The sequence below is a fragment of the Methylocystis silviterrae genome (assembly GCF_013350005.1).
Classification (GTDB): domain Bacteria; phylum Pseudomonadota; class Alphaproteobacteria; order Rhizobiales; family Beijerinckiaceae; genus Methylocystis; species Methylocystis silviterrae.
Map to the genome: position 1 here is coordinate 313,167 of NZ_JABVWW010000003.1, position 25,910 is coordinate 339,076.

Annotated in this window: 34 protein-coding genes and 1 pseudogene; 6 read left to right on the plus strand and 29 right to left on the minus strand. The window is 63.5% G+C overall.

What is annotated here, in order from left to right:
• Positions 1 to 2: 2 nt before the first annotated feature.
• The 20 genes and pseudogenes from HUN39_RS05045 to HUN39_RS05145 form a co-directional block, all read right to left on the minus strand.
• Positions 3 to 596, minus strand: a complete 594-nt coding sequence (locus HUN39_RS05045; RefSeq protein WP_175093382.1) for a phage tail tape measure protein — start codon at positions 594 to 596, stop codon at positions 3 to 5.
• A complete protein-coding gene (locus HUN39_RS05050) occupies positions 593 to 832 on the minus strand; it encodes a rcc01693 family protein (protein WP_232365918.1) in 240 nt (79 codons plus the stop codon). Before HUN39_RS05050 ends, HUN39_RS05045 begins: the two co-directional genes overlap by 4 nt.
• On the minus strand, positions 829 to 1,185 hold the full coding sequence (locus HUN39_RS05055; protein ID WP_175093383.1) for a gene transfer agent family protein: 357 nt from the start codon (positions 1,183 to 1,185) through the stop codon (positions 829 to 831). The genes HUN39_RS05050 and HUN39_RS05055 overlap by 4 nt, the downstream gene beginning before the upstream one ends.
• Positions 1,186 to 1,346: 161 nt before the next feature.
• Positions 1,347 to 1,754, minus strand: a complete 408-nt coding sequence (locus HUN39_RS05060) for a phage major tail protein, TP901-1 family (RefSeq protein WP_175093384.1) — start codon at positions 1,752 to 1,754, stop codon at positions 1,347 to 1,349.
• A gap of 12 nt (positions 1,755 to 1,766) precedes the next feature.
• Positions 1,767 to 2,174 carry a DUF3168 domain-containing protein gene (locus HUN39_RS05065; protein WP_175093385.1) on the minus strand — a complete coding sequence of 136 codons (408 nt, stop codon included), beginning with the start codon at positions 2,172 to 2,174 and terminating at the stop codon, positions 1,767 to 1,769.
• A gap of 10 nt (positions 2,175 to 2,184) precedes the next feature.
• Positions 2,185 to 2,511 (minus strand): phage head closure protein, encoded by a 327-nt coding sequence (locus tag HUN39_RS05070; RefSeq protein ID WP_175093386.1) that lies wholly within the window; start codon positions 2,509 to 2,511, stop codon positions 2,185 to 2,187.
• Positions 2,508 to 3,083 carry a head-tail connector protein gene (locus tag HUN39_RS05075; protein ID WP_175093387.1) on the minus strand — a complete coding sequence of 192 codons (576 nt, stop codon included), beginning with the start codon at positions 3,081 to 3,083 and terminating at the stop codon, positions 2,508 to 2,510. Before HUN39_RS05075 ends, HUN39_RS05070 begins: the two co-directional genes overlap by 4 nt.
• Positions 3,084 to 3,154: 71 nt before the next feature.
• Positions 3,155 to 4,381, minus strand: coding sequence for a phage major capsid protein (locus tag HUN39_RS05080; protein ID WP_175093388.1), 1,227 nt, complete (start codon positions 4,379 to 4,381; stop codon positions 3,155 to 3,157).
• A gap of 156 nt (positions 4,382 to 4,537) precedes the next feature.
• Positions 4,538 to 5,149, minus strand: a complete 612-nt coding sequence (locus HUN39_RS05085; RefSeq protein WP_175093389.1) for an HK97 family phage prohead protease — start codon at positions 5,147 to 5,149, stop codon at positions 4,538 to 4,540.
• Positions 5,149 to 5,325 carry a histidine kinase gene (locus tag HUN39_RS05090; RefSeq protein WP_175093390.1) on the minus strand — a complete coding sequence of 59 codons (177 nt, stop codon included), beginning with the start codon at positions 5,323 to 5,325 and terminating at the stop codon, positions 5,149 to 5,151. Before HUN39_RS05090 ends, HUN39_RS05085 begins: the two co-directional genes overlap by 1 nt.
• Positions 5,322 to 5,510, minus strand: coding sequence for a hypothetical protein (locus tag HUN39_RS05095; protein ID WP_175093391.1), 189 nt, complete (start codon positions 5,508 to 5,510; stop codon positions 5,322 to 5,324). Before HUN39_RS05095 ends, HUN39_RS05090 begins: the two co-directional genes overlap by 4 nt.
• 36 nt (positions 5,511 to 5,546) lie before the next feature.
• A pseudogene (locus tag HUN39_RS05100) lies at positions 5,547 to 5,935 on the minus strand (phage portal protein); the annotation flags it as partial.
• A gap of 28 nt (positions 5,936 to 5,963) precedes the next feature.
• Positions 5,964 to 6,266: a hypothetical protein gene (locus HUN39_RS05105; protein WP_018407163.1), complete on the minus strand. Its 303-nt coding sequence runs from the start codon at positions 6,264 to 6,266 to the stop codon at positions 5,964 to 5,966.
• Between the two features lie 16 nt (positions 6,267 to 6,282).
• Positions 6,283 to 7,239 carry a phage portal protein gene (locus HUN39_RS19555; protein WP_210266843.1) on the minus strand — a complete coding sequence of 319 codons (957 nt, stop codon included), beginning with the start codon at positions 7,237 to 7,239 and terminating at the stop codon, positions 6,283 to 6,285.
• 4 nt (positions 7,240 to 7,243) lie between these two features.
• The gene (locus tag HUN39_RS05120; protein ID WP_175093392.1) at positions 7,244 to 7,552 is read right to left on the minus strand and encodes a hypothetical protein; all 309 of its coding nucleotides are present in this window, start codon (positions 7,550 to 7,552) and stop codon (positions 7,244 to 7,246) included.
• Positions 7,553 to 7,621: 69 nt separating this feature from the next.
• On the minus strand, positions 7,622 to 8,029 hold the full coding sequence (locus HUN39_RS05125; protein WP_175093393.1) for a hypothetical protein: 408 nt from the start codon (positions 8,027 to 8,029) through the stop codon (positions 7,622 to 7,624).
• 3 nt (positions 8,030 to 8,032) lie between these two features.
• Positions 8,033 to 8,632, minus strand: coding sequence for a hypothetical protein (locus HUN39_RS05130; RefSeq protein WP_175093394.1), 600 nt, complete (start codon positions 8,630 to 8,632; stop codon positions 8,033 to 8,035).
• A 5-nt stretch (positions 8,633 to 8,637) separates the two neighbouring features.
• A complete protein-coding gene (locus tag HUN39_RS05135) occupies positions 8,638 to 10,125 on the minus strand; it encodes a phage portal protein (RefSeq protein ID WP_332310725.1) in 1,488 nt (495 codons plus the stop codon).
• Positions 10,126 to 10,312: 187 nt separating this feature from the next.
• Complete coding sequence (locus HUN39_RS05140; protein ID WP_408631388.1) at positions 10,313 to 11,584, minus strand: DNA-packaging protein; 1,272 nt, start codon at positions 11,582 to 11,584, stop codon at positions 10,313 to 10,315.
• Between the two features lie 13 nt (positions 11,585 to 11,597).
• Positions 11,598 to 12,131, minus strand: coding sequence for a hypothetical protein (locus HUN39_RS05145; protein ID WP_175093396.1), 534 nt, complete (start codon positions 12,129 to 12,131; stop codon positions 11,598 to 11,600).
• Between the two features lie 356 nt (positions 12,132 to 12,487).
• Between HUN39_RS05145 and HUN39_RS05150 the strand changes: the two genes are divergently transcribed.
• Complete coding sequence (locus tag HUN39_RS05150; protein ID WP_175093452.1) at positions 12,488 to 12,781, plus strand: GIY-YIG nuclease family protein; 294 nt, start codon at positions 12,488 to 12,490, stop codon at positions 12,779 to 12,781.
• A 366-nt stretch (positions 12,782 to 13,147) separates the two neighbouring features.
• Complete coding sequence (locus HUN39_RS05155) at positions 13,148 to 13,699, plus strand: hypothetical protein (RefSeq protein WP_175093397.1); 552 nt, start codon at positions 13,148 to 13,150, stop codon at positions 13,697 to 13,699.
• 49 nt (positions 13,700 to 13,748) lie between these two features.
• Here HUN39_RS05155 and HUN39_RS05160 read toward each other — a convergent pair whose 3' ends face one another.
• Positions 13,749 to 14,357 carry a YcgN family cysteine cluster protein gene (locus tag HUN39_RS05160; RefSeq protein ID WP_175093398.1) on the minus strand — a complete coding sequence of 203 codons (609 nt, stop codon included), beginning with the start codon at positions 14,355 to 14,357 and terminating at the stop codon, positions 13,749 to 13,751.
• Between the two features lie 140 nt (positions 14,358 to 14,497).
• On the opposite strand from HUN39_RS05160, the gene HUN39_RS05165 reads away from it, so the two are divergent.
• The 3 genes from HUN39_RS05165 to HUN39_RS05175 are packed head-to-tail and all read left to right on the plus strand — an operon-like array spanning position 14,498 to position 17,932.
• Entirely contained in the window at positions 14,498 to 16,732 is a 2,235-nt protein-coding gene (locus HUN39_RS05165; RefSeq protein WP_175093399.1) for a transglycosylase domain-containing protein, read from the plus strand.
• Between the two features lie 16 nt (positions 16,733 to 16,748).
• Positions 16,749 to 17,339, plus strand: a complete 591-nt coding sequence (locus HUN39_RS05170; RefSeq protein ID WP_175093400.1) for a DUF1214 domain-containing protein — start codon at positions 16,749 to 16,751, stop codon at positions 17,337 to 17,339.
• Positions 17,330 to 17,932: a DUF1254 domain-containing protein gene (locus tag HUN39_RS05175; protein ID WP_175093401.1), complete on the plus strand. Its 603-nt coding sequence runs from the start codon at positions 17,330 to 17,332 to the stop codon at positions 17,930 to 17,932. Before HUN39_RS05170 ends, HUN39_RS05175 begins: the two co-directional genes overlap by 10 nt.
• 64 nt (positions 17,933 to 17,996) lie before the next feature.
• On the opposite strand, the gene HUN39_RS05180 is transcribed toward HUN39_RS05175, so the two are convergent.
• From HUN39_RS05180 to HUN39_RS05200, 5 genes are all read right to left on the minus strand, one after another.
• Positions 17,997 to 18,530, minus strand: coding sequence for an SRPBCC family protein (locus tag HUN39_RS05180; RefSeq protein ID WP_175093402.1), 534 nt, complete (start codon positions 18,528 to 18,530; stop codon positions 17,997 to 17,999).
• A complete protein-coding gene (locus HUN39_RS05185; RefSeq protein WP_175093403.1) occupies positions 18,527 to 18,892 on the minus strand; it encodes an ArsR/SmtB family transcription factor in 366 nt (121 codons plus the stop codon). Before HUN39_RS05185 ends, HUN39_RS05180 begins: the two co-directional genes overlap by 4 nt.
• A gap of 539 nt (positions 18,893 to 19,431) precedes the next feature.
• Positions 19,432 to 19,830: a DUF1178 family protein gene (locus HUN39_RS05190; protein WP_175093404.1), complete on the minus strand. Its 399-nt coding sequence runs from the start codon at positions 19,828 to 19,830 to the stop codon at positions 19,432 to 19,434.
• On the minus strand, positions 19,827 to 20,099 hold the full coding sequence (gene grxC, locus HUN39_RS05195; protein ID WP_175093405.1) for a glutaredoxin 3: 273 nt from the start codon (positions 20,097 to 20,099) through the stop codon (positions 19,827 to 19,829). The genes HUN39_RS05190 and grxC overlap by 4 nt, the downstream gene beginning before the upstream one ends.
• Before the next feature lie 21 nt (positions 20,100 to 20,120).
• Positions 20,121 to 20,888: a ComF family protein gene (locus tag HUN39_RS05200; RefSeq protein WP_175093406.1), complete on the minus strand. Its 768-nt coding sequence runs from the start codon at positions 20,886 to 20,888 to the stop codon at positions 20,121 to 20,123.
• A 173-nt stretch (positions 20,889 to 21,061) separates the two neighbouring features.
• Between HUN39_RS05200 and HUN39_RS05205 the strand changes: the two genes are divergently transcribed.
• Positions 21,062 to 22,378: a cation:proton antiporter gene (locus HUN39_RS05205; protein WP_175093407.1), complete on the plus strand. Its 1,317-nt coding sequence runs from the start codon at positions 21,062 to 21,064 to the stop codon at positions 22,376 to 22,378.
• 32 nt (positions 22,379 to 22,410) lie between these two features.
• On the opposite strand, the gene HUN39_RS05210 is transcribed toward HUN39_RS05205, so the two are convergent.
• From HUN39_RS05210 to HUN39_RS05220, 3 genes are all read right to left on the minus strand, one after another.
• Positions 22,411 to 23,607 carry a CobW family GTP-binding protein gene (locus tag HUN39_RS05210; protein ID WP_175093408.1) on the minus strand — a complete coding sequence of 399 codons (1,197 nt, stop codon included), beginning with the start codon at positions 23,605 to 23,607 and terminating at the stop codon, positions 22,411 to 22,413.
• A gap of 96 nt (positions 23,608 to 23,703) precedes the next feature.
• Positions 23,704 to 25,119 (minus strand): D-alanyl-D-alanine carboxypeptidase family protein, encoded by a 1,416-nt coding sequence (locus HUN39_RS05215; protein ID WP_175093409.1) that lies wholly within the window; start codon positions 25,117 to 25,119, stop codon positions 23,704 to 23,706.
• A gap of 143 nt (positions 25,120 to 25,262) precedes the next feature.
• Positions 25,263 to 25,823 (minus strand): DUF3280 domain-containing protein, encoded by a 561-nt coding sequence (locus tag HUN39_RS05220; protein WP_175093410.1) that lies wholly within the window; start codon positions 25,821 to 25,823, stop codon positions 25,263 to 25,265.
• Between the last annotated feature and the right edge of the window lie 87 nt (positions 25,824 to 25,910).

Genomic DNA, 25,910 nt, shown 5'->3' on the forward strand with positions numbered 1-25,910 from the left:
GCTTAGAGGTTGCGCTGGCCGCGCGCGACAGCCCGCGCCAGGGCGCCCGTGATTTGCGCCTCCGAACGGCGGAAGCTCTCGACATCCTGCGCAGCGATGTTGACCGTGACCGCAACCGGACGCGCGCCGGCGCCTTGCGCGACGACGCCGAGCCGGCCATCCGCGCCGCGCGCGAGCGGCATGATCGCCTCGGCGCCGCGCTCGCCCATCAGCCCCATCGCGCCGCCGCTCGCAAAATAGGTTGGACTTGCGACGACCCCGCCCTCCGCAAAAGGCGCAACGGTCCCGGCGCCGCCGAAGGCGCTGGAAAACATGCCGCTCAATCCGCTCACCAGTCCTTCGGCGAGCGCCTTGGTTCCTGCGCGCAAGGCCATGCGCGTCAGCGACTGTGCGATCGTCGAGAGCACGTCGTTGAAGCTGCGGCCGCTTGCCGCCGCGGAGCCGAAACCCAGGTGAAGCGTCTTCGTGACATTTCCTGCCGAGACGTTGATCTGATCGAGCAGAAGTTTTGTCGCTTGCAGGTTAGCCGTCGCGACGCGCTCATTCGCGCCCGGCGCGTTGAACGGGTCCGGGAAGGGGTCGAAATCTGTCGTCATGTCGATCCTTGAGAATCGGGAAATTGGCGCATCATGTCTTCAAGCGCGGCGCGCGACGGCGCGCCCGGCGCTAAGCCGTATACGCCCTCCGCCGCGCAAAAAAGTTCGCGCGGCGTCATCGACCAGAATTCGCGCGACGGGAGCCGCAGGACGCCGAGCCCGAAGGCCATGGCGCGCGCGAAGGGAAAGGGCGCGCGATGGGAGGCGTCGCGCGCTGCTTCTTTCGCTTGCCTCAAGCGTCCTGCGGCGTCGGAGGGTTTGCGTCGGCGCTCCGCTCCGGCGCATCGCCGAAGGTCGCGGCGAGGAGATCGGCCGCGATACGCACATAGCCTGCAAGACCCTCCGAAACTTTCATTCTCGCGACGTCTTCGTCGGTTATGTCGTTGCCCGCTCCGCGCAGCCCGCAGCCGATGATGCGCAGTATGTCGCGTGCGGAAAGCCGTCGTTCCTCAAAGCGGCTCGCGAGCGCGACAAGGTCGCTGGCGCCAAAGCCGCTTTCGAGTTCGGCGAGCGCGCCGAGCGTCAGGCAGAGCGTGTAACTCTTGCCGTCGATTACCACGTCGATTTCGCCGCGTTTGCTGTTCGCCATTGCGTCCTCACATGAAATGCGCCGGTCCATCTGGAATTGTCATTCCCGGCAGGCCGAAGGCCTGACCGGGAATCCAGAGTCGCAACAAGCATGTTTGATTTTGTCCCTGGATTCCCGATCGCGCTTCGCGCGTCGGGAATGACAGTTGAGCCGTTCAAACGTCACAACGCCGCGAAGGCGAGCGCGCCCGCCGATTCGAGCGAAATGTCGAAGGTCACTTCGGCGGAATATTCGCCCCGATAGTCGAGATTGGCGATCTGGAACAGGCCCGAGAGCACGCCGAAGTCGGGAATGACAATCTGCCAATCGCGCAGCAGCCCGTCGAAAAAAGTCTGGCGCAAGAGCGCATCCGACGACTGATCCTTAAACACGCCTGTTCCGGAGACGCTTGCGCGCCTCAGTCCTCCGCCGTCCAGCAATTCGCGCCAGTGGCCGCTCGACTCGGCGTCGGTCACGTCGACCGTGTCGGCATTCAGCGCGAGGCGTCGCGTGCGCAAGCCAGCGACCGTGACGAAGCTCGCGCCGTCATGAATTTTCAAAAGCAGATCCTTGCCTTTCTGGGCGGCCATCATTGAGCTCCGTTACAGATATTCGGTCGTGGCGCGAAAGCGCAGATTGACCCGCGCGAAGCGGCCGTTCTGCTCGCGACGCGTTTCCATGGAGAGGAAGCGCAAGTCGACCAGCCGATGATCCTGAAGAGTGAGCGCCGCCTCATCGAGAAGATCGGCGATGCGCTGCGCCAGTTCCAGCGCCTCGCTTAGCCCCCGCATCGTCGACGTGACGCTGATCGTAAAGAGCTGCTCCGCGCCCGGCGTGAGATCGGCGGACCAGTCGCGTAGCTGCGCTTCGCCAAAAAGCGCATAGGGCGGTTCGGCTCCTCGTGGCGCTTCGTCGTAAAGCTTCGCGCCGAGCGCGGCGGCGAATCCTGCATCCGCGAGCAGATAGGCGCGGATCGCCTTGCGCAGCGCGACGACGGGTGAAACGCTCATGGCGAGTCCTTTAAGTGATCTCTTCGCACGCGCAGATCAAAAATCGCTGGCGCTCGTCGGGGTCGAAAACCGATTGGATGCGAAGCTTGCGACCGCGATAGACAAAGCGCATGTCCTTTGAGACATCGTCACGCCAGCGGATCGTCACGACGAGAGCTGTCGCCTGCTCGGCGCGTTGCTCGACGAAGTCCTCGCGGGCTCCGGAAGGCGCGATGCGCGCCCAAAGGCTCGCGACCGGCGTAAAGCTGCGCGAAAATCCGCCGGCGCCATCGGGTGCGTCAATCAGCGCCTCGAGCGTCACGCGATGGCGCAGCGCGCCGATGGGGAGGCCGCTCACAGCAGCCGCTCCCGCCGAAATGGCGCCGCAAGTTGCGCGACCGCTTTCGGCAAAGCGTCGTCGCCGCTATCGCCGCGATGCTCACGCCAATGCGCGACGAGCGTCAAAATCGCTTGGCGCAGCGGCTGCGGCGCGTCGCTCGCGAGGGAGCCATAACCGACGTCAAAGTCGATTTCGATTGCGTCGCTCGCGCGTCCAGGCGCTGGCGGCGTCGATGTAAAGCTGATGCGGCCAACCTCTTTCGAGGATGGCGCGCGAAAGGTCGCAGCGTTGAGCGTCTGCGGCGCGTCGTTTGCGTCGAACACGCGGATCGCCGTCACCGACTGAAAGGGCGCGAAAGGAATGCGGAGCGTCGCGTTCGAGGCAACCGAAGCGGGCCAGCAGTCGAAAACCAGGCGCCAGCTTTGCGTGACGAAGAAGCGCCGCGTATAGGCCTCGAGCGTCATGCGCGCGGCGACGATCAGCGCCTGGATCAATTCATCCTCTTCGACGCCGTCTTCGCGTAGCCATGATTTTGCGTCGGCGAGCGAGACGGGCTCGATCGCTGGCGCGCCGATGAGCATCGGTCGCATCGCGAGTCCTAGGTGTGGGGTGAGCAGAAGGCCGCGACGTTTCTCGTCGCGGCCTCAACGGGGCGGGCTGATTAGGATGCGGCGAATTTCAACAGCTTGATCGCCTCGAAATTCTGCACGCCGCCGCCGACTCGCTTCGTCGTGTAGAAGAGCACATAGGGTTTGGCGGAGTAGGGATCACGCAGCACGCGAATGCCGACGCGGTCCACCACCACATAGCCGCGCTCGAAATCGCCGAAGGCGATGGAGAGAGAATTCGCGGCCGGGTCTGGCATGTCTTCCGCTTCAACGACGGGGAAGTTCATCAGCGAGGCGCCGGCGTCGGCGGTAGCGGGCGGCGCCCAGATGTAATCGCCCGTCGTCGTCTTGAACTGGCGCACGAGCGACTGTGCGCGCCGCCCCATCACGAATTTGCCGTTTTGGCGGAAGCCGGCGCGCAGCGCATACACGAGATTGACCAAGGCGTCGGAAGGATCGCTCGCCGCGAAGGCGCCGGCGGCGCCCGTCAGCACATAGCCGATATTGCCCCAGGTCCAACTCGCGTCCGCAACCGTCGCATAGGAGAGAAAGCCCTTCGGCTTATTCACGCCGTCGCCGCTGACGAAGGCCGCGCCTTCCTGTTCGGCGAAGGCGGTTTGCACCTCCTCGGCGATCCATTGCTCGATGTCCACGACGGCGTCGTCGAGCAGCGCCTGCGTCGCCGCCGGCATGGCGTAAAGCTCCATCGCCGGGAAGGTCATGTCGGCGAGCTGCTGGTTGTTGGTCTGCGGGCGCGGATCGGCTTCGGCGACCCAGCCGGCCGCGGGTCCTGTCGTTGAAAAAGCGCGGCGCAGCGACGCGCCGGAGATTTCGCGCACGCTGGAGATAGCGCGGATCGGCGAGAACTTCGCGAGCCTTCGCAGCACCTCGCGTTCCGTTGGCAGCGGCACCAGATAGCCGCCGTCGGGGCCCGAGCCGCGCGACAGCGCCTTGGCTTCGAGCGCTTTGAGGCCGCTGGCTTCGCCGGAGCGCATGTAGTGATTGAAGGCGCTCTTGTGCTCGCGCCCGCTGTGGTCGTCGACGAGCTTGCCGCCGATACGCGGCCGCGACATTTCGAGCGCCAGGCGATCGAGCCGGCTCTTGGTGTCGTCGAGCGCGTGGTCGATGCGCGCGAGCTTTTCTTCGGTCACGACGTCGGCGCCGAGGCGGCCCTCGAGCTGCGTCAAACGCTCGTCGTTCGTCTCCTTGAAGGCGCTGAAGGCGCGATTGAGGTCGGCGAGAATATCATCGCCGGCGGATTTCGTTTCAACTGCTGACATGTGTAGAGCCTCATGTTTGGCGCCGGCGCGTGGAAAAACGCCCCCGCGGCTGGAGCCGCCGGGATGAAGTCCGCGCGCTTGGGAAAGCCGTCTCGAGAGTTCATTTGCGCCCGACGGCAAGGCGGGAATCGATGCGATTGTTCTTTTCTGCGTCGGTCAGCCGCGTGCGGCGGCCCGCCGCAGCGCCTGCGCGAATTCAAGCGAGGCTCGCTGCGCCCTCAGGCGCGCGAGCGTCGCGCCGAGCGCCTCCATGCGTGACGCGCCACTGCGACTTTGCTTGACTGCGCCAATGCGCGCCTGCGGCAGCATCGGAAAGGTGACGATGGAAATCTCCCAAAGGTCGATCTCATGCAGGCGGCGCACGCCGCTCGATTTTTCGGTCGTGGCGCGCCGCGTGCGAAAGCCGATCGAGAGGCCGTCGATCGCGCCCTTGCGCATCAGCGACAGCGCCTCGCGCGCCCTCGCCACCGAAAGATCGAGGCGGCCTTCGACCTTCAATCCGCGCGAATCTTCAACAATCGAGGTCCAAAGCCCGATCGGCTCGGCCGCGTGATGCTGCCACAGCATTTTGACGCCCCCCGCGCCGCGCTTGATGAGCGAGCGCGCGAAGGCGCCGGGCATCACCATGTCGCCGCCTGAATCAACGACGCCGAAGAGGCTGGCGTAGCCCGAGAAGGCGCCGGCTTCGTTGGCCTGCAGCAACGGCGACTCGGCGCGCTTGATTTCCGGGGCGCCTGCGCTCGACGTCGGTTTTTGCAACGCCGCCATCAGCTCTTCTCCGCCTGGGCGTTGATTGGCGTATGGCTCGCCGCGCGGGCGTCGGCGCGCAATTGCGCCAGCAATTCGACAAACGCCTTGAACACGGCGGAAGGATCGTCCCGCAGACGGGCGTTGCGTGCGCGCGGACGCTTGATGAAATGCGGCAGCCAATTGTTCTGACTCATGGATCGCTCCTGCAACGGCGGTTGAAACGCGCGAGTTCGCGCACGAAAGCGTCAAGGCGGCGCGTCGCTTCGCCGAGTTCGCGCAAGGCGAGATAGGCTTGCGCAGTGGCGGCGCAGGCCCACAGAAACAGCGCGAGATGCGCGAGATCGCCGCGCTCCAAGATGGCGTTCAGAATGTCGGACATGAACTATGGCTTCTTTCGAGCCTGAAAGCTCTTCTGCACGCGCGCGACGAGCGGCAGCACGGTCTGGCCCAGAAGGCGCGATTGGCCTCGGCGTAATTGCTGAAGGTGTTGTCGCCGGGCAGGCCCAGAAGCAGCGGCGGCACGCCGAAGGCGAGCGCGATCTCGCGCGCCGCGCCCGCCTTTGACTCGGTAAAATCCATGTCCTTTGGCGAAAGCGACAGCGCCTTCCAGTCGAGCCCGCCTTCGAGCAGCAGCGACCTTCCGGCGTTGGTCGCACCGGAGAAATTCTCCTCCAGTTCTTCCTTCAGCCGAGAGAATTGTTCGTCGGTGAGATGCGCGCCTTCCGGCCCCGCATAGACAAGGGCGCCGGAAGGGCGCGCGGAATTGTCGAGCAGCGCCTTGTTCCAGAAACTCGCGGCGTTATGCGCTCGTCCTCTTTCGCCGAGCGGTTCTTCACTCCCCTTGCGGAGAGCCTTCAGCTTTCAGTCGTCGCCATATCTCTTCAAGATAAACTCGATAGTGTTGTTGATCGGCAAAGCCAACGCGTGCGCCGCCGTCAAACCAAACAGCCTCCAATTCCGTGTCGCTGGGATCGCCCGTCAAGATTTCAGTAAGAAAATCCTTGACGATCTGCTTTTCTTCGGCACTGAGATGTCCGATCGCGTACGAGATGTCGTCCGAGCCTTCTGGAATGTTTTCCTCGAGCTCGAGGTCGAACCAACCGCACATCTCGTAGAATGCGTCGGGTACCTTCATGACAAATTTCCTTCGTCTACTCGAGTGGGCGCGGATTCATGGGAAATGCGGTTACTCTGTAGCCTTTTTCAGCCTTAGAATCCCTTATTATGATAACACGTACGCCAAATGTCTGTCGGATAACAGGAGTTGAAATTCCTGATGCCAAATAAGCTTCCTTGCCGGTGCGATATCCGAATATGCGCTCAAGCTTTGCTTCAGGCGACTTTCCCTCGGCAACTGCATCCACCAGGTGCTTGTTGGCCTCCAACACACGGTTGACGAAGTCGTTCGCCGATTCATGGGAATCAAATGAGCCAACAGCCCGCAGATACTTTACGACACGCACAGCGGCCGTTCGTGTCGTTGTTCGCTCTTTCTCAATTGCAGCGAGCAACTCATCATCACGTTTGCCAACGTGCCGCTCAATTGTGTGGCCGTAACCTTCTTCGTCTTTCAGTTTGACGACGTAGCGATCACGACTCTCGTTTTGTGCCGTTCTAAACCTCGGCGCAAAGGTTGAACTATCGGCCGAACCATTGCTTTCGCTCCTATCGCCTCCGCCTCCGCCGCTCGTCCATTGTCCGCCGCCGGAATTTCCCGCCGGGACGCGCGGCTGATCCGGGCTATAGCGGCGCTCCAGCGCGGCATCGCGCTTGGCGAAGAGCGCCTCTTTCGGCGCCGGGCCGTAGCCCACAGCCTCGCGCTGCTCGTCGAGCGTCAGGAAAGCCGCCTTGCCGACGCGTTCCCATTCGGCGGCGCGCTCGCTCGCCAATGCTTCCAGACGATCGGCGTTATAGTCGAGGCGAAAGGAACCGAAGCCCGGCTGCAGCCAGGCCTGAAAGCTCTTCTGGACGCGCGCGACGAGTGGCAGCACCGTTTGCCGCCAGAAGGCGCGATTGGCCTCGGCGTAATTGCTGAACGTGTTGTCGCCGGGCAGACCCAAGAGCAGCGGCGGCACGCCGAAGGCGAGGGCGCCGCCGCTGGCAATCACCTATTTAGAGAGGCAAGACGATATCGTAGTTGTTGTCGGGGATAAGGATATTCTCCTTGCCGAACGCCTCATAAAAGATAGCAGGGATGAGTTCGAGCAGTTCCGAGCGTTCCTTGTTCCATTCGATCAGGAAGGTACATTTTGGATCGAAACCGTATTCGGCGTCATTTTCGATATTGTGAGGCCTTGCATCTCCCACGTCTGAAATCCAGAAATGTCGAAGTATGTCACGAAGTCTTTCCCGAGCTTGGGAGAGTAGCTCCTTGGTCTGGTCGAGCGGTGAGGCGCTATCGAAGAAAAAGCAGGTGGACATTACCGGCCTCCAAAGAGGTAGTGGAGTTTGCCCTTCTGGTCGATGACCCAAGAGGTCTGCGCACCTCGCCTACGACGTCCCCGCAAGCTCCTCGCGCATCAGTGCGATCACCTCTTCGAAAGCAGGGGTGAAAATCTCTTTGCGCTCGCGCATCCAGGTCAGGCCAGGGTCGAGTTGATTGCGCTGGAAGTCGGCGTAATAGGCCTCCATCGCACGCAACAATTCAAGCCGTTCCTCGCGCGGGTGGTCGCTGAATTCGAAGAAGTCGAGAGCTTTCCCGTCGGGAAACCCATATTTAGCCGGCCAGCCGTCGTGGAGGAAGCCAAGCACTTGCGGCGCCAAGTCTTCGGCGATTCGAGGCGCCTTACTATGATCGAGATAAAGCTCATAAGCTCCTCCCAATATGGCTTCGAACTGCCCTCGGGAAATTGGCAGCCATTCCTTGTCGATAGCGTCGAAAGTAACAAGAGACGACATATTTCACCTCAGAACTCTAATGCGCGCCTGCGCTTCAACGGGCAGTCCCCAAATGTAGGTCAATACTCTTGCAGCATTCTCGCCGCCCAGGCCTGAAAGATCAACGACGTATCGGTCAACCGCACGATTGCTCAGCTTCCTTTTGAGCCGGCTCGTAAACCTTTCGTAATTGAAAAATTGATCCGACACATCACTCCCTATGGCATCCCATGTTTGGCCAAACTCATCCTGGAAATCTGCGCCAGAGGCGCTTGACCTCGTAAAGGCCCTGCCAGTTTCTTTCTCCAATCGCAACACTGTTGCGACCTCCGGCCAGCGGGGCTGACCGAGCGAAGCGGGGTCTCGCGCCAGATCATCGATCCGATCCTGTTCAGGGCCTGTAACGCCGGAAGGATAAAATCCTTCGATCACCGATTCTCGTGTCTGCAGCCGACGAAATGGATCGCGCGGCGGCATGTTGTCGCCGAACTTTGCGCGCAGAAGCTCGGCGTAGTGCGCGTCCGCCTCGCGGATGTCGCTTTCATTGCGTTCGATGCGGTGCTCGATGTTTTCCGGATCGATGAGTGTTTGCGGCGGTCGCCAGTCGGGATCGAGTTCTTGCACGCGCGTCATCGCTCGTGCGGCGCGCTCCGCCGAGATTGTCTCTCTTGCGAGCTGCGCCGGCGTGGCGCCGACTCCACCCCCGACGCGCCGGCTTTGCACGCGCGTGTGGGGTTGGCGGCGTCGCTCGCCACTCTCGGATCTATGTTCGTCGCGGTCCGGACTCGGTCCTCCGCATCCCGCCGCCGCGCGCGATCATCTCGCGCGCCGCTAGACCCGCCTCCGCCGTTCGTCCATTGCCCGCCGCCGGAATTTCCCGCAGGCACGCGCGGCTGATCCGGACGATAGCGGCGCTCCAGCGCGGCATCGCGTTTGGCGAAAAGCGCCTCTTTCGACGCCGGGCCATAGCCCAGCGCTTCGCGCTGTTCGTCGAGCGTGAGAAAAGCGGCCTTGCCGACGCGCTCCCATTCGGCGGCGCGTTCGCCGGCCAATGCTTCGAGACGATCGGCGTTATAGTCGAGACGAAAGGAACCGAAGCCCGGCTGCAGCCAGGCCTGAAAGCTCTTCTGCACGCGCGCGACGAGCGGCAGCACGGTCTGGCGCCAGAAGGCGCGATTGGCTTCTGTGTAATTGCTGAACGTATTGTCGCCGGGCAGACCCAGCAGCAGCGGCGGCACGCCGAAGGCGAGCGCGATCTCGCGCGCGGCGCCGGCTTTCGACTCGGTAAAATCCATGTCCTTTGGCGAGAGCGACAGAGCTTTCCAGTCGAGCCCGCCTTCGAGCAGCAGCGGCCGCCCGGCGTTGGTCGCGCCCGAGAAATTTTCTTCCAGTTCTTCTTTCAGCCGCGAGAATTGTTCATCGGTGAGATGCGCGCCTTCCGGCCCCGCATAGACGAGGGCGCCGGAAGGGCGCGCGGAATTATCCAAGAGCGCCTTGTTCCAGAAACTCGCGGCGTTATGCGTGTCGAGCGCCACTTGCGCAGCGGCCAGCGGCGGAAAGCCGTAATAATCATCGAGCGGGTTGAAGAATTTGATGTGCAGGATCGGCTCGATCCCTTCGCCGCGCATCTCGTAGCGCGCTTCCTGTCCGAGCGCGCGATAGATAAAGGCCGCCGGCCAGCCGTTGCGCCCGGGCTCGACGCTCATGCGGTCGGGCCGCAGCGCGTAAAGCTCGCGCAGCTCCTCGTCGATCAGAACGGATTCGACATAGGCGTTTCCGTAAAGCAGCAGATTGGCGCAGATCGCCTCGATGAAGGAGGCGCTGGTGTCGAGCGGATTGGGCCGCTCGATGAGAGAGAGGAGCGGATGATCGATCGCCTCCTCGCGGCCCTCATAGACGAGCCAGGGAACGGAGGCGGCGGCCTCCGCCACCATGCGCACGCAGCGATGACAGACGGCGTTGCGCTCATAGCCTTCGCGCGTCAGCACCGTCGAATTGCGCGCGCTCCAATGCGGCTGTCCGAGCGCATGCATGGCGAGGAGCTTCGCCGCGCGCGAATATTTGGTTTCGCGCGGCGGCGCGACCGCGCCGATGAGTCGCGAGAGCAGTGAGGGCATGAAAGGTCCTTGAAAGATAACGTAAAGCAGCGCGCGTTCACCCTCTCCCATTGGGAGAGGGTGGCTCGACAAAGTCGAGCCGGGTGAGGGGTACTGCGATTGGCGCTTTGATGCGGAATTTCACGTCATGTGCGACGTCGAAACCCCTCACCCTAACCCTCTCCCATTGGGAGAGGGAATTTCGCGCCTACACTCTTCGCATGCGGGGCTCCGGTGCCTTTGGCGTCAAGGCGAGCGCGGTGATCGCCCAGACCAGCGCGTCGAGTCGATCGGGACTGCGCCCTGACGAAAGTCCGTCGGCGCCGAAATCGCACATCTCGTCTTCGAGCGCCGGAAAGGCGCCGACATGTTTGACGCGTCCTTGCTCGTAAAGCTGCGCGACCGGCGCAGCGCGTAGATATTTGCCGCGCGTCGCGCGCGCCATCGTCACCGGCGCCGAAGGATCGGCTTCGTTCAGCACGGCGCGCACCATCTCGCCGCCCTGATTGACTTCGGCGACAAGCGCGTCGGCGGAAAGCTTGTGATAGAGCGCGATCGCCGCGCGCGCCCATTGCGCCGGCCGCGCCGCCGACAAGGTCGCGTCGGCGAGAACGTAGAGCGTTCCTGCCTCTTCAACTCCCGCCGCCACGATCCCGCAATTGTCGGCGCGTTTTCCCGAACTCGCCGGCGGATCGACGGCGACGACGATGCGCTTTAACGGCGGCGCCTCATGCACGCGGGCGCCCTCCAGCATGTCGCGCGTCCACAGCGCGTCCTTGCGCTCGTCTAGGATCTCGCCATCAAGCTCCTGACGGCCCAATCGCGTGCCGGCATATTGCGCGACGACGCTTTCCAGAAACGACGGCGCCAGATTGGTTGCGTTCTCGCGCGTCAAGGCGCGCGTCACGACGCTCGTCGGATTGGCGATCAGCTCTTTCAAAAGCGGCAGCGGACGCGGCGTCGTCGTCACCAGCTGACGCGGCCAGTCGCCGAGACGCAGGCCAAATTGCAGCATGTCCCATGTCTCCCTGGCGTAACGCCATTTGGCGAGTTCGTCGCACCAGGCGGCGTGAAACTGCGGCCCGCGCAGGCTCTCAGGGTCTTCCGCCGAAAAGGCCTGCGCCACGGCGCCCGAGTCCCAGACGACACGCTTTCGCGTCGTCTCCCAACGCGGCCGCTCGCGCCTTCCATGCACGGCGAGAAGACCGGAGACGCCCTCGACCATCACTTCGCGCACATCCGCCGCCGTCTCGCCGACAAGCGCGATGCGGCCGAGCGGCCGCGGCGAGAATTGCGCGCGTCCGAGCGCAAGCGCCTTCACCCATTCGGCGCCGGCGCGGGTCTTGCCCGCGCCGCGCCCGCCAAGGATCAGCCATGTGCGCCAAGGCGCGCCGCTCGCGGCCAGGTGCGGCGGCCATTGATCGCGCCGCGCGACGAATTCCCACTCGTCGAGAAGCCGCGCCAGTTCTCTCGCGCTCAGACCTTCGAGCGCGTCATTCAACAGACCCTGCGCCGCGCAGGCGTTCAAGCCGTCGAGCAAGCTCCGCGCGGAGTTCGGCCAATTCGCGGGGCGGGGCGTCGCCGTCTCGTTCGCTCGCGGCTTCATCGCTGTCATCGTCTGCGTCGTTCTTCTTTTCCTCGCTCTCGCGTCGCATGCGCTTCAATTCGGCGAGCGTCTTGACGAGGCTTGCAAGCGTGCGGGCGCTCGCCTCGATGGTCTTGGGCGCATGTTTGGCGAGCGCAGCTTCGGCGCGGGCGAATTCCTGTTCGACCGCGTCTTCGAGCCGCGCGATCAGCCGGCCAGCATCGCGCGGCTTCTTTGCGGCGAGCGCAGCCTCTTGCGGCTTTTTCGGCGCGCAGGCGGAAGCGCGTAGCGGCCAGCCGTGAATTTCGCGAAAGCGGCGGAACTGCCCGACGCTCATGCCGAGCAGGTCGAGAATTTCGCCGATGGGCGTGACGCCCGAGTCGTAGAGAAGCTTCGCCTGCGCAATCTTTTCGTCGCAGGGCGGGACGGATTTGGCCGCCATCAGCCAGTCTCCGAAGGGTTGGCGACTTATCGGGTTGCACCGCTAAAGCAGTGGGGCTTTGTCATTCCCGACAGGCCGCAGGCCTGATCGGGAATCCAGAGTCGCAACAAGCGTGTTGGATGTCGCTCTGGATTCCCGATCGCGCTCCGCGCGTCGGGAATGACAGCCGGGGAACGAATTGAGCGAGGTGTTCACTTTTTGAAAAGCTCTATATTGGTAGCCGCTGCGCAGTGTCATTCCCGACAGGCCGAAGGCCTGATCGGGAATCCAGAGTCACACCAATCATGCTTGATCTTGCCCCTGGATTCCCGATCGCGCTTCGCGCGTCGGGAATGACAGCAGTGGAAGCATCGAAGATGGAGAAGACCTATTTTGTCTATATCCTCGCGAGTGCGCGAAACGGCACGCTCTATGTCGGCGTGACCAATGATTTGGCGCGGCGCATTCATGAGCATAAGGCCAAACAGACCCGAGGTTTCACATCGCGATATAATGTTCACATGCTCGTTTGGTATGAAACCTATGGCGACGTGAACGAAGCCATCGCACGAGAAAAGCAGTTGAAGAAGTGGGAACGGCGATGGAAGCTCGAATTGATCGAAACCTTTAATCCCACATGGAAAGACCTCTATTTCGACCTCAACAACTGATCATCGGGAATCCAGAGTCACACCAATCATGCTTGATCTTGCCCCTGGATTCCCGATCGCGCTTCGCGCGTCGGGAATGACAAGCCGGGAGCCTGACGAGTCGGTTTTCAGCAATTCTCCAAAAAAATCCCCTCGGCCCAAGACGCAAGCGTCTCGAAGCGCGAGGGGATCGAGTTTGCGCGGGGGGAACGGGAGGAGAGGACGCCGCGCCGGTAAACTCGTTCGCGCCGCTCAAGCGCAATTTTGGAGCATGGCGCTTTTCTATAGGACCATCGTCCGGCTGTCAAGGAATATATTCCGAATGAGAAAATTTCTGCGCGCCTTCGTTCCAGCGCGTGGCGGAGTCGAATGTGCGGTGAGACACGGATGACTGGCCACGAGCGCAGTCTATTGCCCGGCGATCTCCCCGGCGTCGTGAAGCCGTGGCGTCGTCGTGAGATTCGGCCCAAGCTCAGTCATCCTACTGGCCGGAAGGCGGCGCATATCACAGTTCAGGTCTCGACCTTTCCGATGACGACAGAATTCATCAAACGCGCCCGCATGCTCCTGCCGGACTGTCTCGGCTGCACGGCGATTTTCGTTATTCTGCTGGGATGCTTGGGGTATATTGCCTATCTGCCGAGGACGGCGGATCACAGCGATTGCTCGGAATATCCGGCGACCGTTGAGGCGATGGACCAAAGCCGCGCCAATATCTTGACCCTTGCAGACCGGCCCGAGGCCAGCCGCTGCGATGCTTATCAGTCCCACGTCGCAGCGCTCGCCAAGGCCCGCTCGGCAAGTCTGCGCTGCAGGGGAATGTTGCTGCGCCAAGCCTATGTCGGCAATGCGCGGCAGGACTCCTCGCCGGAAATGCTCCTGTTCGAGGAAAATTTCTATCAGCGCCTGATCGCCGATAAATGCGGGGCGGCCCGCTAGACAGGGCGCGGCGGGAGAAAGTCGGCGTCCGCTTTTCGCGAGCCGGGCTCTAGAATCTCGCCTTCTTCGGCCAGCGCTTCGGCCACAGCCGGATAAAATCCGGCAGATCGTCGGTGTCGACGTCGTCTTCGCCGGCCTCGATCCGGCCGCGCGCCGACACGCCGGCGCGAGAGACGCTCTCCGGATCGCCGGAGATCAGCGGATGCCAGGGCGGCAGCGGCTTGCCCCGAAAGCGCAGCACATAGGCGCAGGTCGGCGGCAGCCAGGGAATATCCGCAAGCTTCTCCAGCGTGAGCCGCACGCAGTCCGGCACGTAGCGCCGTCGCCGCGGATAGTCGCCGCAGCGGCAGCTCTCCTGGTCCAGCAGTTTGCAGGCGACGCTCGTATGATAGATCGCGCCCGTGTCCTCATCTTCGAGCTTCACCAGACAGCAGCGGCCACAGCCGTCGCACAGCTGTTCCCACTCGGCGCGGGTGAGGTCCGAAAGCGGCTGTTCCCAGAACGGCGTCTCGGTCTGGCGGGCGACCGAATGCGAAGAACTGGAAAGAGGTTTTTCGGCGCGCTCTAGGTGTTTGGAGCCGGTCCCATTCTCCTGATTCGGGCGGTTCCCGGCGCCTGCAGCGTGATCTGGGGCATTTTCGCCTTTTTTTAACGCCATCCTTCTCTTTCGACTTGCGCTTTGCGCGACAGAAACCATAACGCAGTGTGGGTCGCGCGGACTGTCGTCAAGATGGTTAGAAAAGTGTTAATGTCCACAAAGCGCCGGTAAGTCATATCTGCGCGGGGAGCATTTGAGCTGTGTTGGAGCGTTTCCAGGCTTCTGCTTTCGCCAAGCGCTTGAGGCGCATCCTGCTCGCGATCGATGCGCTCATCGATTCCGCCATGTTCCAGAGCGGGCGGCGCGCCCGCGAGCTCTATGAGGATTTTTCGACCTTCATGGAGCGGTTCCATGTCTCCGGCCTTGCCCGGGTTGGCGTGGAGCTCTCCTGCGAGGCGCTAACTCTTGGTCTGGGCGCCGGCATCGTCGCCATGGCGCTCGCCTCCTCGGCGTTCCAGATGACAAGCGACGAGAATTGGCTCAAGCAGACCGATCTCGCTGTCACCTTCCTCGATCGCTACGGCGCGGAAGTCGGCCAGCGCGGCATCAAGCATGACGACGCCGTGCCGCTCGATCAATATCCCGATTATCTTATCAAAGCGGTGCTGGCGACGGAAGACCGCCGCTTCTACGAACATTTCGGCATCGACGTGATCGGCACGCTGCGGGCGCTCACGGTCAATGCGCGGTCATCGGGCGTCGTGCAGGGCGGCTCCTCCATCAGCCAGCAGCTCGCCAAGAATTTATTCCTGTCGAATGAGCGCACCATCACCCGCAAGATCAACGAGGCCTTTCTGGCGCTGTGGCTCGAGCACCATCTGACCAAGCGCGAAATCCTCAAGCTCTATCTCGATCGCGTCTATATGGGCGGCGGCGCTTTCGGCATTCAGGCGGCAGCCGAATTCTATTTCGGCAAGTCGGTCAAAGACGTCACGCTGTCCGAGGCGGCGATGCTCGCGGGCCTCTTCAAGGCGCCGACGAAATACGCGCCGCACGTCAATCTGCCGGCGGCGCGCGCGCGCGCCAATGACGTCTTGAACAATCTCGTCGACGCCGGCTTCATGACCGATAGCCAGATCATCGCGGCGCAGCGCAGTCCGGCGACGCCGATCGACCGCGCCCGCGAGACGAGCCCCGACTGGTATCTCGATTACGCCTATGGCGAAATCCGCAAGTTCGCGCAGGAAGGCAAGCTCGGCGACAATCGCGTGCTCAGCGTGCGCACCACGCTCGATTCCAATGTCCAGAAGCGCGCCGAAGACGTCATCGAGACCAATCTGCGCGAGCAGGGCCGCAGCTATCGCGCCAAGCAGGCCGCCGCGGTCGTCATCGAGCCGGACGGCGCCGTGCGGGCCATCGTCGGCGGCCGGGATTATGGCGCAAGCCAGTTCAATCGCGCGACCGACGCCGCGCGCCAGCCCGGCTCCTCCTTCAAGCCCTACGTCTATCTCACCGCGCTGATGACCGGCCGTTTCAAGCCGACGACCATCGTCACCGACCGGCCGACCTGCATCGGCAATTACTGCGTCCATAACTACAGCGGCGGCTATGCCGGCTCCATGCCGCTCGCCATGGCTCTGGCGAAATCCTTGAACACGGTCGCCATTCAACTGTCGCAGGCGATCGGCAAGGGCGATTCGCGCATCGGCCGGGCCAAGATCATTGAAACCTGCCGGCGGCTCGGCATCACCACGCCGCTCGAGGACACGCCCTCGCTTCCCGTCGGACAGAGCGACGTGATCCTGCTCGAACATTCGGCGGGCTATGGGGCCTTCGTCAACGGCGGCAAAAAGGTCACGCCTTACGCCGCCGTCGAAATCCGCAATCGGCAGGGCGATCTGCTCTATCGCCACGACCGCGACGCGCCGCCGCAAACGCAGGCGGTGCCGTTCGACAAGGTGGTCGAACTCGCCGGCATGATGAAGAAGGTCGTCGAGGAAGGCACCGGCAGGCGCGCGCAGCTCGGCGAAGGCATCGACGTGATCGGCAAGACCGGCACCACAAATGGCTATAAGGACGCCTGGTTCTGCGGCTATACCGGAACGATGGGCGGCTGCGTCTGGTACGGCAACGACGACAACGCCCCGATGAACAACATGACCGGCGGCACGCTGCCGGCAAGCACCTGGCACGACATCATGGCCTATGCGCATCAGGGCGCGATCCTGAAGCCGATCGTCGGCTTGAAGCCGGATCCCAAGGGCGCGACTGCCGCCGTGAACGCCAATGTCGTCAAGCCGCTCGAACTTGGCGCGCCGCAGCGTCCCGCGACCCTGTCCAAGGGCGCGATGCAGGCGCTCGAATCGCTTCAAACGAAGATCAAAGCGGTCGGCGGCGACAAGCAGAGCGGGCTCGAATCGCCTGACCCCGCCGCATCCGCCGTCGATCGGCGCGAGGCGCAGCGCGCCAGCGGCGCCGACGGCGTCATCCGTTAGCGGCGGGAGCGCACCCTTGGACCTCAAGCCTTACGCAAATTATCTGCGCGCCGCCTCGGCGATGATCGCCGGGGTCGGTGTCGGCCTTTTGGCGACCGTCCTGTCGCTCAACGCCGGCTACGGCTTCAATTCTCTGCGCGCCGGGCCATGGACCGCCTGGCCGCATATCGGCGGCGCCGACATCGACCCTTATGCGCGGGCGGTCATTTCGCGTTCTGGAGAAGCGCCGCTCGGCCGCGATCAGGGATTGGCCTTCATTGCGCGCGCCGACTCCAACGGCGCGCCGCTCAGCGCCGAATGCGAATATCGGATTATCGATCCCTTGCCGGCCGCACGCTTCTGGACGATCGCGTTGGCGAGCCCCGACGGTCGGCTGCTCGCCAATCCCACCGAGCGCTATGGCTATTCCTCGGTCGACGTTCTGCGCAACGAGGGGGGCGCATTTGAGATCGACGTCGCGCGCGAGGCGCGGCCGGGCAATTGGCTGTCGCCGGGCGGCGCGAAAGACTTCGTCGTCATGCTGCGGCTCTATGATACGCCGCTCGACATCGAGTCGGCTCCAGATCCAAATTCCTTTCCAAAAATCGTGAAACTCGGATGCGCCTGAATATTCCCGATCGCTATCTCGACCTTCTGCCGTGGCTGCTTGCGACGCTGCTCGTCGCGGGGATCGTGCATATCGTTTCGGTGCTGCTGATGCCGACTCTGGCGCCGAACGACGCGCTCGCGCGACTCGCGTCCTATGTGAAGAGCGCCGCGCCGGCCGAAGGCCTGGTGATGCTGCCGCAGATGGCGCCGGGGGCCGAGACGCTGCCTTTCGAGGACCCGGCCTTCGCCGAGGCGGTCTGCGTCTATGATCTCGCCAAGGGTCCGCTGCGGGTCAAGACCAGCGTCGACGGCGAGGATTTTCTCGGGCTTTCATTTCACGCCAACGCCGGCCGCATCTATCATTCGATGACCGACCGCTCGGCGATCAAAGGCAAGATCGACATCGTCGTCGGCGACGCGCGCCAGATCGACGCGCTGACGAGCGCCGATGAAGGAGACGCCCCGCCGCCGCAGGAAGTGCGGCTCACGGCGCCGACGAAGCGCGGCTTCATTCTGATCCGCTCCTTGGCCAAGCGCGCCTCCGATCAGGAGCGCGCGCGCAGCCGCTTAAGCGCGATCAGCTGCCAGCGCTTCGATCTGCCGCAGGGGTAGCGCGGTTTCCCGCCAAAGCGGTTATTGGCGACCGGCTTTCGGTCGCCAACCTAAAAACGCGCCGTCAGGCGGGCATCCGCTTGTCGTATTCCTTCTGCAGGCGGCTCCAGCCTTCCCAGAATGGCGCCGGCTTCCTGCCTGTCGCTCGGGCGACCAGGATGTCGAGGTGCATGTGCCAGCCGGCCCCGACCTTCAACAGGGTTGCGCGGTCGGGCAGACGTCGATGGATTACGGTCAGCAGCACATGATCGCCCCTTGGCTCGAGCTCGAAAGAAACGTCGCCGCTGCCTTGCCATGCGAAGGCAAGTTTGCGGGGCGGATCGACCTCAGTGATGCGGCTTTGCATCCGGTGCTCGTCGCCAAAGTCGGGCGGCCGCCGGCCAGGCGGATCAGTCAGTTCGTCGTTGCGCCAGACGAACTCGAAGGGCGCGCCGACCTTCATCTCCATCGGCCCCGCCGCCAGCCATTTGCGGCGCAGGTCGCTCTCCGTGAGATAGGCCCATACGCGCTCTATGGGGCCGGGGAGAAGGCGCTCGATCGTCAAGGTGGCGGGTTCGGTAAGCGCGCCATAAGCATTTGGCGTTGCAAGATCGGTCATGAGTCGTCTCCTTTGCAGGCGTCGGAACGAAGCGTGTCCTCCGTAAGGAGGAGCCCTTCGAGCGCATCCAGACGGTCTGTCCAAAAGCGCGCGTAGAAATTCAGCCACTCGTGGGCGCTGGCGAGCGGACCAGGAGCGAGGCGGCAGATATGGGCGCGGCCGCGCACTTCGCGCCGGATCAGCCCTGCATTCTCAAGCGCCTTGACGTGCTTCGAGGCGGCAGCGAGCGACATCGCAAAAGGTTCCGCAAGCTGGCCTACGGTTCGTTCGCTCTTGGCGAGATCGCGAAGCATCCGCCGGCGCGTGGCGTCGCCGAGCGCGTGAAAGACGGCATCGAGTTGAGGCGCTTCTAATTCAACCATAGGGTTGAATATATCGGCTCATCCGCAAATGTCAACCAGTTGGTTGAATGAACGGTTATGGATGCTTTTTCAATTGCTTTGGTCGATTTTCGATGATGGCGGGCGCCATAAGTAGCGTTATTCGAAACTGCGCGCCGCCGGCTCACGCCCCGGAGATTTTCCCTGCCACGGGTTTTGGAGACCAGGCGACCCAGCTCAGCATTGATGCTCGATCTCGCCGGCTATCGTGTCGAGGCGGGGCCTGTCATCAAGGAAGGCGTTTTAGTCGTCATTCGGAGGAGCGCGGCGACGAAGCAATCCAGAGCAACGGCGCAACGATGGATTTCTTCCCCTGCGTGTTGCAATGACGACTCTGATTGCCGCGTCATTCCCGACAGGCCGAAGGCCTGATCGGGAATCCAGGGGCAACGCCATGCACGATTGGTTTTTTCTGGATTCCCGATCGCGCTTCGCGCGTCGGGAGTGACAGCGCGCAGAGGCCCTGCGCGTCGGGAATGACATCGGGCGAGGCTTGCATTTGGGGGCGCGACAGGCGCGCGTCAGTTGCTGTCGCTGGGCAGACCCGGGATCGGCAGAATTTCGATTCCCTCTTCGAGCAGCGCCTTCGCTTCTTCGAATGTGGCGCGGCCGCGGATGGCGCGACGCTCCGTCTCGCCGTCTTCCATGGCGCGCGCTTCCTCAGGGAAGCGGTCGCCGACGTCTTCGGTATGCGCGACCACCGTGTCGTGCAGCTCGCGCAGCTTCATGCGCAGATCATGCGCCGCGTCGTCGCGCGGCTTGGCGATATGGGGCGCCATGACGTCGCGCGCAATCTTCGTCGAGTCGCAGAAGGGGCAGGCGATCTGTCCTTCGGCCGCCTGCTTTTCAAATCCCGCGCTGTCGCGAAACCAGCTGTCGAAGCTGTGCCCGGCGTCGCAGATGAGGGAGTAACGGATCATGGCGTCGCTCCGCCGGCGAGGAGCGCGTCGAGCTTTCCCTCGCCTTCGAGCGCGTGAAGCTCGTCGCAGCCGCCGATGTGCTTGTCGTCGATGAAGATCTGCGGAACGGTCGAGCGGCCATTGGCGCGCTGGCTCATGCGGCGGCGTCCGAGCGGGTCCCACGCCACCGAGATTTCTTCGAATTCGGCGCCCTTTTGCGTCAGCAGCCGCTTCGCGGCGAGGCAATAGGGGCAGGTCGGCGTGGTGTAAATTTCAATGCGGGGGGCCATGGCGCGCTTATACGCCTGCGCCTAGGCGCTTGTCACGGCCCGCGCGAAGACGAGGAGATCGACGCGCGCCGCGCCCGCCTTGAGCAAAGCGCGAGTCGCGGCGTTGGCGGTCGCCCCGGTCGTCAGCACGTCGTCGACGAGCACGACATTGCGCCCGTGGATGGCGTCCGCCCGCTCCGGTTCGACGCGAAAGGCGCCGGAGAGATTGGCGGCGCGCTGCGCCCGGGTCAGTCCCACCTGCGGCGCCGTCGGCTTGACGCGCTGCAGCGCCAAGGTCTCCACCGGCACGGCGCTCTCGCGCGCGATCGCCTGCGCGAGGGCCGCCGACTGGTTGAACCGCCGCGCCAGAATCCGCAAGCGGTGCAAGGGGATGGGCACGATCACGTCGGCGTCGGCGAGGAGTTCGGCGCCGGCCCGCGCCATCCAGCGGCCCATCGGTTCGGCGAACTCCAGCCGATCGTAATATTTCAGCCGGTGCGCCAAAGCGCGCGCCTTGTCGCTGTCATAGCGCGCGACGGCCCTGGCGCGGCCGAAGGCGGGCGGGTTGGCGGCCGCTTCCAGCGAGATCAACCCCGGCTGCGCCAGATCGCGTTCGAACGGCGTGCCGAGCCGCTCGCAATAGGGGCGCTCGATGAAGGCGATGTCGCGCCAGCACTCGGCGCAGATCGCGCCATGGGCGGCGACCGCCCTTCGGCAGACGAGGCAGGATGGCGGATAGATGAGGTCGAGAAGCGCATGTCCCGCCCGCGCAAGGGCTCGAAGCAGACCCTCTTTCACGAGCCGCGTCATGGCCGAAATCCGCTCAAATGAATCTGCGCGCGCGCTTCGCAAAATAATTCAGGGCTTGAGCGCAGGCGGAATCCTATCGCATCGTAAGGCTCAGGAAAAGAATCATCCGTCGGAGTCGGCCGGCGCGCCCCCGTTACAGCGCGAAGCGAAGCCCCTTAGGAGTTGTCGCCCCCATGAGCGAATTCCACACGATCTTCGTCATCTCCTGCATCGCCGTGCTGGCGCCGCTGCTCAACAGGGTTCCGGCGTTTGCGCGCGCGCCGATCGTCGCCATCGAACTGTTGCTGGGCATGCTCGTCGGCCCAAGCGGGGCGGGGCTGGTGGCGGGGGATGGCGCCGTCAATTTTTTAATGGAGTTTGGCCTGGTCTATTTGTTTTTTCAGGCGGGCTTCGAGTTCAATCAGAAGGAAATAACCGGAAAGCCGCTTCGACTGGGATTTTTCGCATGGCTCATTTCATTGAGCCTCTCGGTCGTTATTTCCGGACTGCTTTATCTCGTTGGCCTCGTGGAGGCGCCGCTTCTCGTCGCGCTGATCTTGCCGACCACGGCGTTCGGCATATTGATCCCCGTTTTGCGGCAGGCAGGGGACCTCGATAATGAATTCGGACGCTATGTCCTTGGCGTCGCGGCTGTCAGCGAACTTGGACCGCTCATTCTCGCCTCGATCGTTCTGGCGCAGCACAATCATCATCTGCACCAGACGCTGTTAAGCGCGCTTTTCATCGTGCTCGGGCTTGCCGCGATCTTTTTCCTCAAGACCGTGCGTTCGGACCGACTCGCCGAAAGCATTGTGTATTGGCTTGGCGACAGCGAGCTTCTGCCAATTCGAATCGCGCTCGTCGTTTTGCTTGGCTTCGTCTCATTCGCCGACAGGCTGGGGATGGAGCTTGTGGTCGGCTCCTATATGGCGGGCATGGCCGTCGCGGTCCTGGTGCGGGGCACCAAGGCCGAAATCCTCAAGGATCGTTTGACCGCTATCGGCTCCGGTTTTTTGATTCCGCTGTTTTTTATCGAAAGCGGCGCGTCATTTGACTTTGTGGCGCTCGTCAGGAGCCCCGCGACCGTCGCGCTCTTCGCGTTTTTTTGCGTCGCCTTCCTGCTCATTCGTCTCGCGCCGCTGAATCTTTTTCGCGGGACGGTGCCCGAGCGGGACATGCCCGCGCTGGCGCTGTTGTCGTCGACCACCCTGCCGCTCGTCGTCGCGCTCACCTATCTCGGCGTCGGGAGGGGACAGATGGCGCCAGAGACGGCTTCCGCGCTTGTGGGCGCCGCGATGGTGACCGTCACGGCGTTCCCGACGCTGGCCTTCTGGCTGCGTGGAACGCGTCAGCCATCGCGCCTTGAGAGCGGCATATCGTCCATCGCTCACGCCGTCGCCGACTGGTTCTCTTCGCAAGCGGCCGGCGCGTTCGCCAAACTGCCGCCTCGATGGATCGAGACTCTCCAGGACGCCGAGCGTCGCGTCTCCGATCTGTTCAACCGCCCTTAGAGCGCTTCCCGATCACTTTTTCGGAACCTGCTCTAGCCGAACAGGCCGCTCGGCCTCTGCGCAAGCGGATTGTCGGTGAGCGCCTGCGCGTCGGGACGGTCGGGCGCAGGGTGATTGACGAGCGCGCCGTAGAGTCCGCGGACGAAGCCTTCGTCGAGATCCTTGACGATAAAGACGATGCGCGTGCGTCTGTCCGCGTCGGGCCAAGCGTCGAGCCGATGCGGCGGGTGAAAGACATGCTGCACGCCATGGATCGCCACGGGGCGCGATGGATCATCGGCCAGCGCCACGATTCCCTTCACGCGCAACATGCGCGGCCCGTGGGTGTGACGCAGAAGGTCGATGAAAATGTCGAAGGAGGCCGGCGTTAGCGGCGTCTCGGAGGAAAAGCAGAAGGCCCGGATATGCGCGTCATGCCGGTTCACGTCCTGACGATGGTCGTGGGCTTCGTGGTGATGCTCATGATCATGGCTGTGGCCGTGACCCGAGTGGTCGTGCGCCTGCGCCGTTTCCACCGCTTCGGCGTTGAGCCACTCTTTCACGCGTGGCGTCTTGGTCTCGGGATCGTAGAGGCCGCAGTTGAGGAGCGCCTCGGGCGTCGCTTCGCCCTTGGCGGCGTCAAGCTGTAGGGCGCCCGGATTCAGCCGCGCCAGCCGCGCCTTTAGCGCGTCGACACGCTCGGCGGCTTGCGGCAGATCCATCTTGGCGATGACAAGCCGATCGGCCACGGCGGCCTGTTTGACGGCTTCCTCATGCGCGTCGAGCGTCGCTTCGCCGTTCACAGCATCAATGAGCGTCACGACGCCATCGAGCCGATAGCGCATCATCAGATAGGCGTGGGACATGATCGTGTGCAGGATCGGCGCCGGATCGGCGAGGCCAGTCGTTTCCAGCACGACGCGCTTGAACGGCTTGATCCGGCCGTTGTCGAGCCGCTTCAGCAGATCTTCGAGCGTGTTCACCAGATCGCCGCGGATCGAGCAGCACACGCAGCCCGAACTCATCATCACCATGTCGCCGTCGATCTTCTCGATGAAAAGATGATCGAGTCCGATCTCGCCGAACTCATTGATCAGGACGAGCGTATCGGCGAGCGCCGGCGAGGCGAGCAGTCGGTTGAGCAGCGTGGTCTTGCCGGCGCCCAGGAAGCCGGTGATGACGGTCAGCGGAATTGGCGGCGGCGCCGAGCGCGTCGCGCGACTCGCGGCGGCCTTGGTCAGATCGTTCATTCAGCGGAACTCGCACCCGAGCAGAAAAAATTTCCTGCTCGCGGAAGGCTCGTATCTTCGCCGAAAACGCCGCGCGTTTCCAGACTCTGGCGATTCTCAGCTCTTGCCCGGTTCGGCGGCGGAGTGCGCCTTCGAGGCCGCCGGCTTTTGCGCTGCGGCCGCTTTCGGCTTCGTCGCGCTCCTCGCCGCCTTGGGCTTGGGGGCAGGTTCGTCGGCGATGACGGCGTCGACCTTTGCAGCGTCCGCCTTTGCCGCCTTGGCGGCGCGCGCCGCTTTCACGGCCTTGGCGTGTTTGGCTCGTCGCAGCGATACCGCGTCGGGCGCCGGCCTGCTGATCGGCGAGGCGCTGGCGTCGCCGGCCTCCGGCTGCGACGCATAGGCGGCAAGATCAGGCTGCTCGCCGACCGGCGCTCCCGGCGCGCGGGCCCTCGCTACCGGCCCGGCATAGCCAGGCGCGCGTCCCACATAGACGGATACAGGCTCAAAACGCGGGCGCGGCAGATGCGCGATCTCCTTGGCGTTCATCTGCTGTTGCGGAGCGCCGCCGAGCGTGTCGAGCAGCGGAACGCCTGAGCCGACTGGGACCGAGGCGTCCTCGATCTCGGCCATGAATTCCGCCGCCGCCGGGCCGCGATGGTGGCACACGGACTCGCGCAAGTCAGGCGCGGCCGTTGGGCCGGAGCTGGGCAGGGACGCCAAAGAGGCGACGGCCGCGCCGCTCTGGAAGCCGCGATCGAGCAGCGCCGCCGTCTTCGCCGTGCGCAGAATCGGATTGGGCGCGCCGAGGACGACGGCGATCAAACGTCGGCCGCCGCGCGTGGCCGAGGCGACAAGATTAAATCCGGCCGAACATGTGAAGCCGGTCTTCATGCCGTCGGCGCCCGCATAACGGCCGAGAAGATGGTTATGCGTGGGGATGATCTGCTTGCCGAGCTGCATCGCGCCGATGTTGAACAGATTGGCGTGCTCGGGAAACTGCAGGTAGAGCGCGCGGCCGAGAATGGCGAGGTCGCGGGCCGAGGTGACCTGCCGCGCATCGGGCAAGCCGTTGGGATTGACCCATATCGACTGCGTCATGCCGAGGGCGGCGGAGTGGCGGTTCATCTCGTCGGCGAAGGCCTCGACCGAGCCAGACACGCCTTCGGCGATGGCGACGGCGATGTCATTGGCGGATTTCACCATCAGCATGATGAGCGCATTTTGCAGGGTGACTTCCGAGCCGGGTCTGAAGCCCATTTTGGAAGGCGCCATGCTGCAAGCGCGCGGCGACATCATCACCGGCGTGTCCAGCGAGATGCGCCCCTGACGCACCGCGTCGAGCGCGACATACGCCGTCATCAGCTTCGTCACAGAGGCGGGATACCAGGAGGCGGTCGCCTGATCATGCGAGAGCACGGCCCCGGACGCTACGTCGACGACGATCGACGGGGTCGCGCGGCTGGGCGCTGCGGCGCCAAACACGATCAGCAATACGCTGGCCGCCGCAATCAATGTGGACTTCGAGAAGTTCATCGCCTAGCCCCGTTACCCGGCGCTGAAACGCGCGGGATCGCATGAAAACGCCATCTATATAATAGCGCCTGAGGCGCATAGCCGGAATAGGCTTGGAATTGGGCGATTCGGGGGCGGTCGTTGATAACCTGTTAACCATGACCTCAGGGCTGAATCGGGTGATTTCGACGCGCAAGTTCTGGCTCGACAAGATGATATCTCATCAGGAACTTCAGCGCGCGGGTCCATGACTGGTCGGTTTCTCCGCGCAGATCCGTCTGCGAGATATGCGCCAGTTCTCCTGTGCGCGCATCGCGAATGCGCATTTCGAGATATTGCTCCATCACACTGACTTTTCGAAAGAAGCAGACGAAGGACAGGTCCGCGCCAAGCGCGCGCGCAATGTCGGCGTCGCAGCCGTTGCACTTGCGCAGCCAATGGTCCTTGACCCTCTGATCCGTCGCCGCGCTTCCGTCGATGATTTCGAATAGGCCCGACTGGGCTAAAAGCTCTCGCGCCAGCGCGGTCATCCGCTGGAGGCGCGCGGTTTCTTCCGGGCTTTCGCCGGCGATCGGCCCCCCGGCGGTGAAGTCGTCGAGCTCGATGTCGAAGACCGCGAGTTTGAATGGCGGGGAGGATTGCGCGCGAGCGCCGGTCGCGACGGCTCCGGTCGCGATTGTGACGAGCGCCGATGCCAAGATGTGTGTGAGCGTCTTCTTAACCATCGCCAGGCTCCGCTGTTGCAGTTGAAGGCGTAGCTGCGCGAAGCGTTAGACGCTTCGGCCTTTCGCCTGCGGCGGTCTGGGCAAATT